This window comes from Paraburkholderia sp. RAU6.4a, from assembly GCF_050435625.1.
GTDB lineage: Bacteria > Pseudomonadota > Gammaproteobacteria > Burkholderiales > Burkholderiaceae > Paraburkholderia > Paraburkholderia tuberum.
In genome coordinates this window covers 2,536,601-2,551,295 of record NZ_JBNDKQ010000003.1, presented here as the reverse complement: position 1 = coordinate 2,551,295, position 14,695 = coordinate 2,536,601, and the positions used below count along the sequence as shown (strand labels likewise).

The following is a 14,695-nucleotide window of genomic DNA, read 5'->3' as shown; positions in this document are numbered from 1 at the left end:
ACGACAATTGGCGACACTTGCCCGTAGACTTTGCAAGCTGTTTCTTTTTTTGGCTTTGTTTTTGTTATCGGTGCGGTATGTCCACACGTACCCATCACCCATGACGCTGGAGCAGCAGCAAATATTGATCGAAATCTCCGATAAGCTCGAAGTGGCCGATCATGAACTGCTTTACATCGCCGCAATGACGGCCATAGATCTGATTATGGCGATCGTTCTTTATGTGCTGATCGTGAAAATATGGCGGACTTGCACGCGAGACAGAAGTCGTTGATTTGCTTCTCATCGAAACTCAGAACAGCTTGCCCGGATTCAAAATGCCGTTCGGATCGAGCGCACGCTTGATCGCGACCATCGCGGCAAGCTCGGCCGGCGAGCGCGAAATCGGCAGGAACTCGCGCTTCAGCGAACCGATGCCATGTTCCGCCGACACCGACCCGCGCAACGGCCTCAGCATCTCGTAGACGAACGTATAGACCGCGTGATGATCGACGCCCGGAATCGAATGACCATCCACGGTCAGATGCAGATTCGAATCACCGATATGCCCGAAGAAATACGCTTCGTTGCCGGGCCAGCGCTGATCGAGCGCCGCGCGGCAACGGTCGACGAACGTGCCGATCTCGCCGATCGGCAGACTCACGTCGAAGTTGATCGGATCGAGCTTGATCGGAAACTCCGCGGTGCACTCGCGGATCGCCCATAGCGCGCGCGCATCGGCGACCGATTGCGCGATCACCGCGTCGCGCAGCGCGCCCGCTTGCAGCGCATCGGTCAGCGCCTGGGCGAAACGTTCGCCCGCGTCGTCGGCATCGAAGCCCGCGTGTTCGATCAGCGCATAGAGCGGATGCGCGGCGTCGAACGGCGAGCGCGCGCCGGTCAGCTTCACGCCGAAATCGTAGAAGTCCGGCCACATGATCTCGAACGCGCCGATGTCGTTGCCGAAGCGCGTCGCGAGACGGCGCAACAGGCTCACCGCGGCATCGTAATCGTCGAGCGCGACGAGCGCCGTATGGCGCGCCGCACGTCGCGGATGCAGCCGCAGCACCGCGCGCGTGATCACGCCGAGCGTGCCCTCCGAACCGATGAACCAGTGCTTCAGGTCATAGCCGGTGTTGTTCTTGACCATCTTGCCGAGCGAACTGAGCACGTCGCCATTGGCGAGCACCACTTCGAGCCCCAGCACCTGGTCGCGCGCGGTGCCGGACTGGATCACGCGATTGCCGCCCGCGTTGGTCGCGAGATTGCCGCCGATCTGGCATGAGCCGCGCGCGCCGAGGTCGAGCGCGAGTTCGAAGCCCGCGGCTTCGGCGGCTTCCTGCGCGGCCTGTAACGTGGTGCCGGCACGTACGGTCAGCGTGGCCGACGCCGCGTCGAGCTCTTCGACGCCGCTCAGGCGTTCCAGCGACAACGCGATATCGTCGGCGCGCGCGATCGCGCCGCCCGCGAGTCCGGTCATACCGCCTTGCGGTACCACCGGCTGATGCGCGGCGTGGCAGATCGCGAGCGCACGCGATACTTCGTCGGTCGTGCGCGGCATCAGCAGCGCCGCCGGACGCGTCGGCTCGTGGCGCGTCCAGTCGGTCAGCGCGCGTTCGCCGATCTGTTCGCCGACGCGCACCGCGTCGACGCCGAGCGCGGCGCGCAAGGCCTCGAGCGTCGTCGCGAGCGGTGCGGTTGCGGTTGCGGTTGCGGTTGCGGTCTGGGTCGTCTTGTCGTCGGTGATGCTCGGTTCTGTCATGCAGGTGGTCCTTACTGTGCGGTAGCGGCGAGTTTCTTGCGGTAGCCCATCGAATCGTTGATGCGGCCGAGGATATAGTCGCCCGCGGCGACCGGCTGATATTTGCTTTGCGCGTCGCTCGCGCCGAGCTCGCGCGGATCAACGAGCGCGCCGTAGGTCGGATCGTAGAACGTCGCGATCGAATAGCGCTCGCGCCCCGATGCATTGATCACGCGATGCAGCGTCGAGCGGAAGCGGTCGTTGGTCCAGCGCGCGAGCAGATCGCCGACGTTCACGACGAAGCTGCCTTCGACGGGCGGCGCCTCGACCCACGTATCGTTGGCGATTTCGCGCACCTGCAGGCCGCCGACCTGATCCTGCCACAGCAATGTGATGCAGCCGTAGTCGGTGTGCGGCGCGACGCCGAACTGATCTTCGCCCGACTGCGGCGGCTGCGGCGGGTAGTAGACCATTTGCGTGCGCTGCATGCGCTTCGTGTAGCGCGGCGCGAAGAAATTTTCTTCGATGCCGAGACTCACCGCGACCGCGCGCAGCAGATCGGCCCCGCACGCGCCGACCGCTTCGTAATAGTCATACAGCACCGGCCGCAACCCGGGCATGAAGTCCGGCCAATTGTTCGGCCCGCGTAGTGCCTGGCCCGCCAGCACGTCGGGATCGTCTTCCGGCAGTTCGAGGCCGATGCTGAAGAACTCCTTGTAATCGGGCCGCTTCGCCTGATACATCGTCGCGTCGCCAAGCGCATTGAAGCCGCGATGCCGATGATTGACCGCCGCGCGTCGTTTCGTGTCGACCGGAAACGCGAAGAAAGTGCGCGCGGCCTGCGCGGCGGCATCGATCTTCGCTTGCGGCACGCCGTGATTGACGATGTAGAAAAAACCGATCGTCGTACAGGCTTCATGAATTTCCTTCGCGACGCGTCGGAGCGCCTGCTGATCGCCCGCGCGCACGCCGGCGACATCGATGATCGGAATGCGGGTCACGGGCATCGCGCGGCTCCTTCGAGGATCGGTATTGCAGTGGTATATACCGCCAAAAGCAGCGCCGCAAGTTGCTTCGCACGCGTCGATATCAGGGCTTTTCTCTACTCAAGCGAGCATTTATTTTTCGCCGGAAACGCGGTATATACTGCCCAGCGAGGCCCGCATCGCGCCGCCGGCGCGGCGGGTCTGGAACGAACACTTCGACACGCCGGCGACCCAACACCAATTCGCCCCCGGAGAACCCCATGCGTATCCTTGCAGGCTGGAAATGTCGTCTGGTCATGCTGGCGCTGTGCGCGGCAAGCGTCGCCGCGCACGCCGAAGACCAGCTCGCCAAAGTGAAGAAAGCCGGCGAACTGGTGGTCGGCACCGAAATGCAGTTCGCGCCATTCGACTTTCTCGAGAACGGTCAGCAAGCCGGCTTCAACAAGGAACTGTTCGCGGAAATCGGCAAGGAAATCGGCGTGAAGGTGCGCTTCATCGATCTGCCGTGGCCGAGTGTGCTGCCCGGTCTCGAAGCGGGCAAGTTCGATATGGTCGGCGGCCCGCTGACGGTCACGAAGGCGCGCATGGAACGCTACACGTACACGCTGCCCGTCGCCGATGCGACCGACGCGCTGCTCAAGCGCGCGAACGATGCGTCGATCAAGCAATCGTCGGATATCGCGGGCAAGACGGTCGGCGCGGGCAAAGGCACCGCGCAGCTGGACCAGTTGAAGAGCTACGCGGCCACGCTGCCGAAGCAGCCTGAAATCCGCGAGTACGTCGACAACAATCAGGCTTATGCGGACCTCGCGGCGGGCCGCATCGCCGCGGCAGCGAACTCGATGACCAACATCGCGTATGTCGCGAAGCAGCGCCCCGAGATGTTCGCGGTCGTGCAGCCGCCGTTCGGCGCGAAGGTGTACTTCGCGTATGCATTGCGTAAGGACGCCGACAGCAAACCGCTCGCCGACGCGTTCAACGCAGCGCTCGTGAAGATGCAGAAGGATGGCCGCCTCGCCGCGCTGCAGAAAAAGTGGTTCGGTGTCGCGATGGAGATGCCGTCCACGATGCCCACGCCGAACTACTGAGCGTCTTCAACGTGGGCGTCCCGCATCGTGCAATCGTTTCGCCGTAGCGCGGCGCGCGTCGCCCTTCCCCTTCCATCGGCCGCGACCCATGTTCAACACGACCGTCTTCGTTCAGGGCCTGCCGCTGCTGCTGCATGCGGCGCTCGCCACCGTCGGCATTTCGCTGACGGGGCTCGTGATCGGATTCTTCGTCGGCATCGGCGTGTGCACCGCGCGGCTGTCGCAGCATCGCGCCGCGCGCCTCGCGGGCGGCGCCTACGTGTTCTTCTTTCGCGGCGTGCCGATGCTCGTGCAGTTGCTGCTCGTGTACTACCTGCTGCCGTTCGCCGGCATCAACGTGTCGCCGATCGTCGCCGCGATCAGCACGGTGTCGCTGTGCTCCGCGTCGTATATCGCCGAAATTCTGCGCGGCGGTTTTCTGAGCATTCCGCCCGGACATCTCGAAGCCGCGCGCATGCTCGGGCTTTCCCCGCTCGATACGCTGCGGCGCATTCTGGTGCCGCAAGCATTCCGTTTGACGCTGCCGTCGCTCGTCAACGAAATGGTGCTGCTGATCAAGGCTTCTTCGCTGATCTCGGTGGTCGGCGTCGCCGAGTTGACGCGCACCGCGCAGAACATCGCCGCGAGCACCTACCGGCCGCTCGAAGCGTATGTCGCGGCCGGGCTCATCTACTTCGTGATCTGCGGTTCGCTCGCGCTGGTCGCGCATGCGGCCGAACACCGTTTGCAGCACGCCTGAATCGACTCACGTTTAAGCGAACCTCGCCATGCAAACGTTCGACCCGACCGTCATCACGCACAACCTGCAGCCGATCGCCGCCGGCCTCGCGACGACGCTCGCCAGCTGGGCCGCGGGCGTCGCGATCGGTCTCGTGATCGGCTTCCTGATCGCGGTGCTGCAACTGTTCTGCGGACGCTGGCTGCGCGCCACGTTGCGTGTCTACATCGAGTTGCTGCGCGGCACGCCGTTTCTCGTGCAGCTGTTTCTGCTGTACTACGCTGGCCCGTCCATCGGCATCACGCTCGAACCGATGACGGCCGGCATCGTCGGCCTCGGTCTCTACGGCAGCGCGTATTTCGCCGAGGCGTTCCGCTCCGGCTTCCAGTCGGTGCCCAAAGGCCATCTCGAAGCGGCGGCGTGTCTCGGACTCACGCGCTGGCAGGCGATCCTGCGCATCCAGGCGCCGCAGATGCTGGTGCTGATCGTGCCCGCGCTGACCAATCTGATCATCGTGTTGAGCAAGGAAACGGCAGTGCTGTCGATCGTCACGGTGCCCGAACTGACGTTCGTGCTGACCGGCATCGGCTCGGCCACCTTCGCTTTCGTCGAAACCCTGCTGGTGCTGTGCGTGTGCTATCTCGCTCTAGTCGAGCTGACCTCGCGCGCGGGCATGTGGGCCGAAGCCCGCCTCGCACGCTTCATGGCATGATTCCGGAACACCTATGAACGCCATCGCCGACATGTCCTCCCCCGCGCAATCTTCCGCGCCGTCCGCCAGCGCAACGGCGAACGCATCGAATGTCGCGCCGCTGATCGAGGTGCGCGATCTGCGCAAACGCTTCGGCGATGTCGAGGTGCTGCGCGGCGTCGATCTCGAGATCGCGCGCTCGGAAGTGGTCTGCGTCATCGGGCCGTCGGGCTCGGGCAAGAGCACGCTGCTGCGCTGCCTCGCCGCGCTCGAAACCTACGATCACGGCGACGTGTGCATCGAAGGCGAGCTGCTCGGCTATACCGAGCGCAACGGCAAACGCGTGCGCGCCTCGCAGGGCGAGATCAACCGCGTGCGCCGCAACGTCGGCATGGTGTTCCAGCAGTTCAACCTGTGGCCGCACATGACCGCGCTCGGCAACGTGATGGAAGCACTGCTGCGCGTGCGGCGCCTGTCGCATGACGAAGCGCGCCGCCGCGCGAGCGCGATGCTGGAGACGGTCGGCCTCTCGCACAAGGGCGACGCGTATCCGGCGAAACTGTCGGGCGGTCAACAGCAACGCGTCGCGATTGCGCGCGCACTCGCGATGGAGCCGCACATCATGCTGTTCGACGAACCGACCTCGGCGCTCGATCCGGAGCTGGTCGGCGAGGTGCTGCAGGTGATGAAGCAGCTCGCGCGCGACGGCATGACGATGGCCGTGGTCACGCACGAAATGGGTTTTGCCGCGCAGGTCGCCGACAAGGTCGTGTTCATCGATCAAGGCCGCATCGCCGTGCAGGGCAAACCGCGCGACGTCTTTCACGATGCCGCGCAGCCGCGTCTGCGGCAGTTTCTGCAAAACTACTTCGACCGCAATGCGTTCTGGACGCGCGGCCTCGACGACACCCCGCCCCTATGAGCGCCACCGTTCGCAACAAGCCTCATGGCAAATCGTCCGCCAGCGCGGCCAGCGCCGCGGCCAAAATCGCGCGCGGCAGCGACGAAGCGCCGGCCGCGCGCTACGAGCAGGTCAAACAGCACATTCGCCAGATCATCGGCTCGGGCGAACGCCAGGCGGGCGACCGTCTGCCTTCGGAGCTCGACCTCGTCGCGACGCTCGGCGTCTCGCGCATGACGGTCAACCGCGCGCTGCGCGAACTCGCCGACGCGGGGCTCGTCACGCGCCTATCGGGCGTCGGTACTTTCGTCGCGCCGAACAAGCCGCAGTCCACGCTATTGATGATCGCCCATATCGGCGACGAGATCCGCTCGCGCGGCCACGCTTATCGCTGCGATATGGTGCTGTTGCAGCGCGAGACCGCGTCGGTCACGGTGTCGAACGCCTTGGGGCTGGCGCCGGGCGCTTCGGTGTTTCACGTGATCTGCGTGCATCGCGAGAACGGTCTGCCGGTGCAGCTCGAAGATCGCTATGTGAATCCGGCCGTCGCGCCGGATTTTCTGCAGCACGATTTCTCGGCGCTGAAGCCGTCCGAGTATCTGCTGACGGTCGTGCCGATGCACGATCTCGAACACGTGGTCGACGCGGCGCTGCCGACGCCTGCCGAAGCAGAGCTGCTCGAAATTCACGCCGAAGAACCGTGCCTGACGCTGACGCGCCGCACGTGGACGGGCGGCGTCGCCGTGACGTTCGCGCGTTTCGTGCATCCGGGTTCGCGCTACCGGCTCGGCTGCCGCTTTTCGCCGAATACCTCGCAGCGCCAGGGATAACGCGCGCTTCAGAAACCGTACTAGACGGTCCCCGCCAGATGAAAACGCGACGCCGGATGCCATAGCCGCACCGACGTCGCGACGTTCTCGCCGACCCACGTGCGCCGCCACAGCAGCAGACACGGCTCGCCGATATCCATCATCAGATGACGCCGCACATGGGCGTCGGGCTTTTGCGCGTAGATGCGAAACTCGGCGCGCTGCACGGGCGCGAGCCGCACCATGTAGTGATTCGGCGTTTCGACCGAGAAGTCCTGCTGCAGATATTCAGGGAACACCTTCGGATTGACGAAGCGGTCCTCGTACTGGATCGGCTCGCCCTCCTCGCTGTGCACGATGCACGAATGAAACGCGGGACCGTTCGCGAGACCGAGCGCTTCGAGCGCGTCGGCGTCGTCGCTCGGTTCGAGCGTCAGCACGCGCGCCGAATGACGATGACCGCGCGCGCCGATTTCATCGGCGATATTGCGGATCTCCAGCACCGTCGATTCATACCGCTGCGGCGCGACGAAGGTGCCCGAGCCTTGCACGCGCGTGAGCACGCGCTCGGCGGTCAGCTCGCGCAGCGCGCGCGACACCGTCATGCGCGCGACACCGAACTCCTTGACCAGTTCCGTTTCGGAAGGGATCAGCCCGCCCGGCTTCCATGCGCCTTCGCTGATGCGCTGAAGCACGTAGCGTTTGATCTGCTCGTAGGCGGGCATCGCCTTGACCGGCGTGTCGCGATCGCGTTCGCGTTCGGCGGAATGCTGTTTCTGCCCGGCCTGTGCGGCGGGCGCTATACGCGCCTGTGTCGTTGTTTTCACTCCAAACCTCATCGGTGGTTCGCCGGTGGTACATGAGGTACACCGTGGCCGGTTCTCCGACGGCCGGGCCCAATCTTACCCGGTTCGACGGTGGGGAGACGGCTGGAACGCGCTACCAGATATACGGCACGAAACGGTAACGCACACGAGCCATGTATTGGGTGTAGCCGTCGAGCTGCCCGGCGAGCAGCCGCTCCTCGCGCACCGCGCGCCAGCCCATCCCGTACCCCATCACGGGCAGCGCCACGAGCCCCCACCACGAGCCGAGCATCAGCGGCGTGCCGACGAAGAACACCAGCGCGGCCGCGTACATCGGATGACGGACGTACGCGTAGGGCCCGGTGTCGGCGACCTTGTGCCCGCGGCTCGACTGAATCTTGACCACCGGTGCGGCATAGCTGTTCGCGCGAAACACGAACCGGCACGTGAAGATGCACAGGAACACGCACAACGCGCCGAGGCCCATGAGCCACGACGGCAGCGGCGCGGACCAGCGAAACCGCATCGCGTCGAAACCCATCAGGATCAGCCAGCCGCACCACGCGGCCCCGATCGCGGCCATGAACACACGATCCCAGCGGCTCTGCTGCGCCTGCACGAACGGCGCGAGCCGCTCCGCGAGCAGCGCGGGATCATGACGCGCGAGCCACAAGCCGAGCCACAGGCTCAATACCGCCAGCTCGAACAGATACCACCATGCTGCCGGCCACGCGAGCGTGCCGGCCGCGCCGAACAGCAGCACGCCCATGAAAACCAGCCACGCCAGCGATTGCAGGATCAGACGTGCGACCATCGCGGCTCCCTCGAGCGGTCGGCTCATGCGGCCTCATCGCGCGTGCGCACGCGCTCGAACACGTCGGCGATATCGATGTCCTCCAGATTCAAGCCGAAACGCTCACGCAGACAGTCGGCGAGTTCGGCGGCGCTCGCGAGGCGCCGTTCGTTGACGATCTGCCCTCGTGCGTCGCGCTCGTCGAACTGATCGTTGAATAGCGCCAGTCGCAGTTCGGGCAACACGCGGCACGCCAGCAGGTTATGAACGAACTTCGAATCCGGTGACGTCGACGTGTACCAGTTCGAGGTTTCATAGTCGATCCACTCGACTGCGCGCAGATCGACGTGATAAACGCGGGTCCAGCTCTCGTCCGGCGCCAGCACCTCGAGATAGACGGTGTCGCGCCCCGCGTCGGCGAGACGGAACGTGCCGAGCGGAATCGGCTGCGCGAGGCCGGCGGTCAGCCGCAGCGGCGCGGTCAGCGTCACGGCGCCGAAGCCGACGTCGGCGATCCATGCGTCGCCGTCGATATCGACGCGCAGCACCATATGCGTGCGCGGCGAGATCGTGCCGGGCTCGCGGCCCCACACGACGCGCGCAAGCAGCGGCGTGACCCTGAAGCCGAGTTGCATCAGCACGTTCGCGAACAGAATGTTCTGCTCGAAGCAGTAGCCACCGCGCTTTTCGGTCACGAGCTTGCGTTCCACGGCTTCGAGCTCGAGCCTGACGGGCCGGCGCGTCAACGGGTTCAGGTTCTCGAACGGGATCGCGGCGGGATGGAGCCGGTGAATCGCCCGCAGCACGTCGAGCGTGGCGGCGCGCGGGCCCTGATAGCCGATCCGGGCGAAGTAGTTTTCCAGATTGATGGTGTGGGACATCGGCGGAATTCCGGTTGGATTGCGGGTTCGACGCGGTCATAGCGGCTTTCGGCGCTGACTCGACCGCGCGCGGGACGAAGCGAAAACGCGCCTACAACCCCTTCAACGCCGACGTCGCGATCGACGGCACCGTGATGTCGTGGCTCGATGCGAACTGCACGGCCGAGCCCAGCGTCGACATCAGCGACTGCAACTGCCCCGGCGCCGATTGCGCGATATACGAAGCGCTTTGCGCGGTCTGCGGATTGAGGCCCGATTGCAGCAGCGACGACGGACTCATCTGACCGAGGCTGCCGAGCCCCGACTGCAAGCTCGAATACTGGCTCACACCCTTGCCGAGCGACGACAGACCCTGCGTGAACGCTTCCTTGTTGACCGGCGTCGCGGACGCGCCGCCACTTGCATGATTCGCGAACGCATCGGTCAGCTTCTGCGACAGCGACTGCTGGGTGCTGCCGACCTGCGTCAACTGACTGACCGACGGCGTGCCGCCGCTGAGCAGCCCCGCCGCCTGCTGCGCCTGGCCGGCGGCACTCGTCATGCCCATCGCCGACGCGAGGCTCGACTGTCCGCTCAGCACCTGCTGGTTCGCGCCCACGTAACTCTGCAGCAACTGCGACACGCCGCCCGACGACGCCCCGGCACCCGCCGCGCTATCGCCGCCCCCGCCGATGCCGAACTGCTTCAGATTCAACTGCGCGTGCGCTGCGCCGCCCAGCAACAGACCACCACTCACCAGCAACGAAACCAGCAGAATGCGCTTGCCCATCTCTACCTCCTTACTTTGACTTTCGGGGTGACTCGTGCGCTTCGACACCTCGCCGTTTCGCACGTTCGGCCTGACTACATCAATACGTTTTCATTACGCGCTAATGAATATCTGTTTACGTCCTCATAAAGTTTAGACGCAGTCCGTAAATCCGGGAATTACATGCCAGTAATATTGTTGCGAATCGTTCTCATTTGTGTTGACTGCCGCAATACGCCTGCGTACGATCACGCCATCAGCCGCTTTGGCAGCCTGGGACAACACGCGATGTCGCGCCAGGCAGTCGCAGATTGATCACATCGATCGAAACAACACTCATAAGGATTTCGATGAAGTTCGCCCAACTCAATGGATCGCGTGCGGTTTGCGACGCTTGCGCAGGTCCCGGCGCAACTCATCGTACGCGTTTGCCTTCGATGCGGCGCGTCGCACTGTGCACGGCCTTCGCGTGTGCCTCGTTGACCGGCCACGCGGCGCTGGCCGAAGCCAATCCCGATGCGAACCCGGAAGCGCCCGAGGCCGACCTGAACATTCAGGCGACGCAAACCGACCAGTGGACGGGCCTCTGGAACCGCCAGCAATTGCTCGGCGACATGGGCGGCCTGCGTCCGTGGCTCGGCAAGTACGGCATGACCTTCACGCTGACCGAAACCAGCGAAGTGCTGGCCAATCTGCGCGGCGGTCTCGCGCGCGGCGTCGACTACGACGGCCTGACCACCGCGACCTTGCAGATGGATACGCAAAAGGCGTTCGGCCTGCCGGGCGGCCTCTTCAACGTCAGCGCACTGCAAATTCACGGCGCGAACCTGAGCGCGAACAAGCTCGGCACGTTGAATACCGCGAGCGGCATCGAGGCCGACGACGCGACGCGTCTGTGGGAGCTCTGGTATCAGCAGTCGTTCCTGAACAAACGCGTGGACGTGAAGATCGGTCAGCAGAGTCTCGACCAGGAATTCATCACGAGCACGTATGCGGCCCTGTTCCTCAACACGATGTTCGGCTGGCCCGCGCTGCCCTCGTACGACATGCCGTCGGGCGGTCCCGCCTATCCGCTCGCGGGTCTCGGCGTGCGCGTGCGCGGCCAGATCACCCCTTCGTTGACCGCGCTTGCCGGCGTGTATTCGGGCGACCCGCTCGGCAACGACCCGGACAACATGAGCGGCACGAACTTCAACCTGCATAACGGCGCGTTGTGGATCGGCGAGTTGCAGTACTCGATCAACCAGCCGGCCGAAGGCGAAATGGTCGGCTCGGGCGGCGGCGGTCTGCCGGGCACCTACAAGCTCGGCGTCTGGTACAACACCAACAAGTTCGCCGATCAGCGCTACGACAACATGGGGCTGTCGCTCGCGAATCCGGCGTCGACCGGCATTCCGGTGAATCACAGCGGCAACTACAGCTTCTATGCGGTCGCCGATCAGATGGTGTGGCGCCCCGACTCCGACGAACCACGCAGTCTCGGCGTGTTCGCGCGCGTGATGGGCGCGCCGGGCGACCGCAACCTCGTGCAAGTCGCGGCCAACCTCGGCGTCGTGCTGAAGGCGCCGTTCAAGGGCCGTGACAACGACAGCGCCGGTCTCGCGCTGACCTACATCAAGGTCGGCAGTCACGTGAACGGACTCGACAAGGACTTCCTGGCATTCAACGGCAGCCCCTACGGCGTGCGCACCAGCGAAACCACGCTCGAGGCGACCTACCAGTACCAGGTCAATCCGTGGTGGCAGTTGCAGGCCGACGCGCAATACACGTTCAACGCCGGTGCGGGCCAGAACCCGAACGACCCGACGCAGCCGCTGCGCAACACCTTCGTCGTCGGCATGCGGACCAATATCAACTTCTGACGCCGCCCGCCGCGCGCTTTCATCCTCGCAAGCACATGCCACCCCACGCAACCGGACCAGCGCTTCCCATGCTTTCTATCGTCGCCGCCACTCCCGCTTTGCGCACCCGCACGGAGGCCCAATCGTGAATCAACTCACGCGCAAGCTTGCGGCGCGCGCCGCGCGAGCCCTGCTCGCCGCGATGGCCGGCGCCGCCGCTCTCACGATGGCCGCCAGCGCGCAGGCCGAGCCGCAAGGCTTCCTTGAAACGATCAAGCATCACACGACGCTGATCAACACCCGTGCCGGATAACGGCGACCAGAATCCGTACGCGCTCGTGGTCGCGCCGGTCAGCGCGGGCACCGTGAAGAAAGGCGACGTGCTGGTCGGCAACTTCAACAACTCGACGAACCTGCAGGGCACCGGCAGCACGATCATCAACTATCACCCGGACACCAGACAGATGACGGTGTTCGCGACCGTGCCGCGCGATCTGAAGGAATGCCCGGGCGGCATCGGCCTGTCGACCGCGATGACGATGCTGAAGTCGGGCTGGGTGATCGTCGGCAGCACGCCGAGCAACGACGGCACGACCGGCACCAAGGGCGCTGGCTGCCTGATCGTGATCGACCCGCAAGGCAAGATCGCGTCGACGATCTCGACGCCGAACATCAACGATCCGTGGGGCAACATGGCGGTCGTCGACACCGGCACGAGCGCAACGCTGTTCGTCAGCAACGCGGGCTTCGGCGTCGGCGACGCGCAAGGCAATCCGCCCGTGTTCAAGCAAGCCACCGTGCTGCGCCTCGACCTCGACGTGCCGGCAGGCAAGCCGCCCGTCGTGAAGCAGGAAACCGTGATCGGCAGCGGCTTCGGCGCGCAGGCCGACAAGGGCGTGTTCCTCGTCGGGCCGACCGGCCTAGCGCTGTCGGCCGATCAGAAACTGCTGTACGTGTCCGACGCGATCGGCAACCGCATCACCGAGATCGACGATCCGCTCACGCGCGACAGCAGCGCGGGTGTCGGCCGCCAGTTGACCGCCGACGGCCTGCTGCATCGTCCGCTCGCGATGGTCACCGCGCCCAATGGCCACCTGCTGGTGACCAACGCGTTGAACGGCCAGGTCGTCGAGATCGATCCGGCGACCGGCAAGCAGCTGTACGCACGCTGGATCGATACCGACAAGGCGCAATCGCCCCCCGGCAACGGCGACCTGTTCGGTATCGCGATGACGCCGGAAGGCGACGGCTTCTACTACGTCGAAGACGACGTGAACACACTGGTGCTCGCGAAGTAGGCGGCACCCAGGTTTCAGGAAGGTGAACTGACCATGACAAACGATCACCCCCCACGGCCGTCACGACGCGGCTTCCTGAAGGCGGGGGGCGCGGCGGTCGCCGCCGGCGCGAGTCTCGGCGCGGGCCTCGCGACCTCGCCGCCCGCGCTCGCGAAGGCGCCCGCGCATAGTGCCCAGAACGCCGATCCGCAGTTCGCGGCCGAGCCGTTCTACGGTCCGCATCAAGGCGGCATCGTCACGCCGCAGCAGAGCCACACCTACGTCGCCGCGCTCGAGCTGACCACCGACAAGCGCGACGAAGTGATCGCCCTGCTGCGCACGTGGACCGAAGCAGCCGCGCGCCTGACGCAAGGCGGCACGGCCTTCGCGCTGCCCGCCGGCGACGACGGCGGCGACCGGGCCGCCCCCGATTCCGGCGACGTGCTGGGCCTCGGCCCGAACGGTCTGACCATCACGTTCGGCTTCGGCCCCGGCCTCTTCACGAAGGACGGCAAGGACCGCTACGGGCTCGCGTCGCGCCGCCCCGCCGCGCTCGTCGATTTGCCGCGCTTCAACGGCGATCAACTGATCAAGGAGAAGACCGGCGGCGACCTGTTCATCCAGGCGTGCGCGAACGACGCGCAGGTTGCGTTTCACGCGGTACGCCAACTGACGCGCCGTGCCTACGGCGTCGCGGCGATGCGCTGGGGCCAGGCCGGTTTCCTGTCCGGTCCGCGCGCTCAGACGCCGCGCAACCTGATGGGCTTCAAGGACGGCACCAACAATCCGGCGACCGCGCAGCCTGAGCTGATGAACCAGTTCGTGTGGGCTCGCGCCACCGAAGACGCGCCGTGGATGGAAGGCGGCACCTACACGGTCGTGCGCCGCATCCGCATCACGCTCGAACACTGGGACAACACCGAGCTCGGTTTCCAGGAACAGGTGTTCGGCCGCCACAAGTACAGCGGCGCGCCGATCGGCAGCAAGCATGAATTCGACGCGGTGGATCTGAAGGCCGAGGACAAGGACGGTAACCCGCTGATCCCCGAGAACTCGCACGTGCGTCTGTCGAATCCGGCGAGCAACAACGGCGCGCAGATTCTGCGCCGCTCGTATTCGTACAACGAAGGCACGAACTTCTATATCGAGCGCTGGCCGCCGTGGCGCCAGGAAACCGAGTACGACGCGGGGCTGATTTTCATCGCGCACCAGAGCGACCCGCGCACCGGCTTCATCCCGATCAACGACCGGCTCGCGAAGTTCGACATGATGAACCAGTTCACGACCCACGTCGGCAGCGCGATTTTCGTCGTGCCGCCGGGCGCGAAGCCGGGTTCGTATGTCGGCGCGGGGCTGTTCGAGACGTGATGCAGCAAATGAAGCACGCCGGGCGTGCAGCGCCTGGCTCACTCAACACAATCAAAACGGACTTCTGC

Annotated in this window: 14 protein-coding genes and 1 pseudogene; 9 read left to right on the top strand and 6 right to left on the bottom strand. The window is 65.1% G+C overall.

What is annotated here, in order from left to right; genetic code table 11:
* Positions 1-100: 100 nt before the first annotated feature.
* The gene (locus OKW40_RS36355; RefSeq protein ID WP_429493770.1) at positions 101-274 is read left to right on the top strand and encodes a hypothetical protein; all 174 of its coding nucleotides are present in this window, start codon (positions 101-103) and stop codon (positions 272-274) included.
* An 18-nt stretch (positions 275-292) separates the two neighbouring features.
* On the opposite strand, the gene OKW40_RS36350 is transcribed toward OKW40_RS36355, so the two are convergent.
* The gene (locus tag OKW40_RS36350) at positions 293-1,741 is read right to left on the bottom strand and encodes an FAD-binding oxidoreductase (protein ID WP_429493769.1); all 1,449 of its coding nucleotides are present in this window, start codon (positions 1,739-1,741) and stop codon (positions 293-295) included.
* Positions 1,742-1,752: 11 nt separating this feature from the next.
* Positions 1,753-2,727, bottom strand: a complete 975-nt coding sequence (locus tag OKW40_RS36345) for an isopenicillin N synthase family dioxygenase (protein ID WP_429353901.1) — start codon at positions 2,725-2,727, stop codon at positions 1,753-1,755.
* A 239-nt stretch (positions 2,728-2,966) separates the two neighbouring features.
* On the opposite strand from OKW40_RS36345, the gene OKW40_RS36340 reads away from it, so the two are divergent.
* From OKW40_RS36340 to hutC (OKW40_RS36320), 5 genes are all read left to right on the top strand, one after another.
* Positions 2,967-3,794, top strand: coding sequence for a transporter substrate-binding domain-containing protein (locus OKW40_RS36340; RefSeq protein WP_026225860.1), 828 nt, complete (start codon positions 2,967-2,969; stop codon positions 3,792-3,794).
* Positions 3,795-3,882: 88 nt separating this feature from the next.
* Complete coding sequence (locus OKW40_RS36335) at positions 3,883-4,533, top strand: amino acid ABC transporter permease (RefSeq protein WP_018420800.1); 651 nt, start codon at positions 3,883-3,885, stop codon at positions 4,531-4,533.
* Between the two features lie 28 nt (positions 4,534-4,561).
* Positions 4,562-5,224, top strand: coding sequence for an amino acid ABC transporter permease (locus tag OKW40_RS36330; RefSeq protein WP_429403261.1), 663 nt, complete (start codon positions 4,562-4,564; stop codon positions 5,222-5,224).
* 13 nt (positions 5,225-5,237) lie between these two features.
* Positions 5,238-6,125 (top strand): amino acid ABC transporter ATP-binding protein, encoded by an 888-nt coding sequence (locus tag OKW40_RS36325; protein ID WP_429493768.1) that lies wholly within the window; start codon positions 5,238-5,240, stop codon positions 6,123-6,125.
* Positions 6,122-6,934 carry a histidine utilization repressor gene (hutC, locus tag OKW40_RS36320; RefSeq protein WP_184038599.1) on the top strand — a complete coding sequence of 271 codons (813 nt, stop codon included), beginning with the start codon at positions 6,122-6,124 and terminating at the stop codon, positions 6,932-6,934. The genes OKW40_RS36325 and hutC (OKW40_RS36320) overlap by 4 nt, the downstream gene beginning before the upstream one ends.
* Before the next feature lie 20 nt (positions 6,935-6,954).
* Here hutC (OKW40_RS36320) and hutC (OKW40_RS36315) read toward each other — a convergent pair whose 3' ends face one another.
* From hutC (OKW40_RS36315) to OKW40_RS36300, 4 genes are all read right to left on the bottom strand, one after another.
* Positions 6,955-7,740: a histidine utilization repressor gene (gene hutC / locus OKW40_RS36315; protein WP_429493767.1), complete on the bottom strand. Its 786-nt coding sequence runs from the start codon at positions 7,738-7,740 to the stop codon at positions 6,955-6,957.
* 112 nt (positions 7,741-7,852) lie between these two features.
* On the bottom strand, positions 7,853-8,533 hold the full coding sequence (locus tag OKW40_RS36310; RefSeq protein ID WP_429354237.1) for a methyltransferase family protein: 681 nt from the start codon (positions 8,531-8,533) through the stop codon (positions 7,853-7,855).
* Positions 8,534-8,556: 23 nt separating this feature from the next.
* Positions 8,557-9,393 carry an arylamine N-acetyltransferase family protein gene (locus tag OKW40_RS36305; RefSeq protein WP_429493766.1) on the bottom strand — a complete coding sequence of 279 codons (837 nt, stop codon included), beginning with the start codon at positions 9,391-9,393 and terminating at the stop codon, positions 8,557-8,559.
* A 91-nt stretch (positions 9,394-9,484) separates the two neighbouring features.
* Positions 9,485-10,162 carry a hypothetical protein gene (locus OKW40_RS36300; RefSeq protein ID WP_429493765.1) on the bottom strand — a complete coding sequence of 226 codons (678 nt, stop codon included), beginning with the start codon at positions 10,160-10,162 and terminating at the stop codon, positions 9,485-9,487.
* A gap of 329 nt (positions 10,163-10,491) precedes the next feature.
* Here OKW40_RS36300 and OKW40_RS36295 point away from each other — a divergent pair, with 329 nt between their 5' ends.
* From OKW40_RS36295 to efeB, 3 genes and pseudogenes are all read left to right on the top strand, one after another.
* Positions 10,492-12,003 carry a carbohydrate porin gene (locus OKW40_RS36295; RefSeq protein ID WP_429493764.1) on the top strand — a complete coding sequence of 504 codons (1,512 nt, stop codon included), beginning with the start codon at positions 10,492-10,494 and terminating at the stop codon, positions 12,001-12,003.
* Positions 12,004-12,184: 181 nt separating this feature from the next.
* Positions 12,185-13,280: pseudogene (locus tag OKW40_RS36290) on the top strand (hypothetical protein).
* 33 nt (positions 13,281-13,313) lie between these two features.
* Positions 13,314-14,627: an iron uptake transporter deferrochelatase/peroxidase subunit gene (efeB, locus tag OKW40_RS36285; RefSeq protein WP_429493763.1), complete on the top strand. Its 1,314-nt coding sequence runs from the start codon at positions 13,314-13,316 to the stop codon at positions 14,625-14,627.
* The last annotated feature ends 68 nt before the right edge of the window (positions 14,628-14,695 follow it).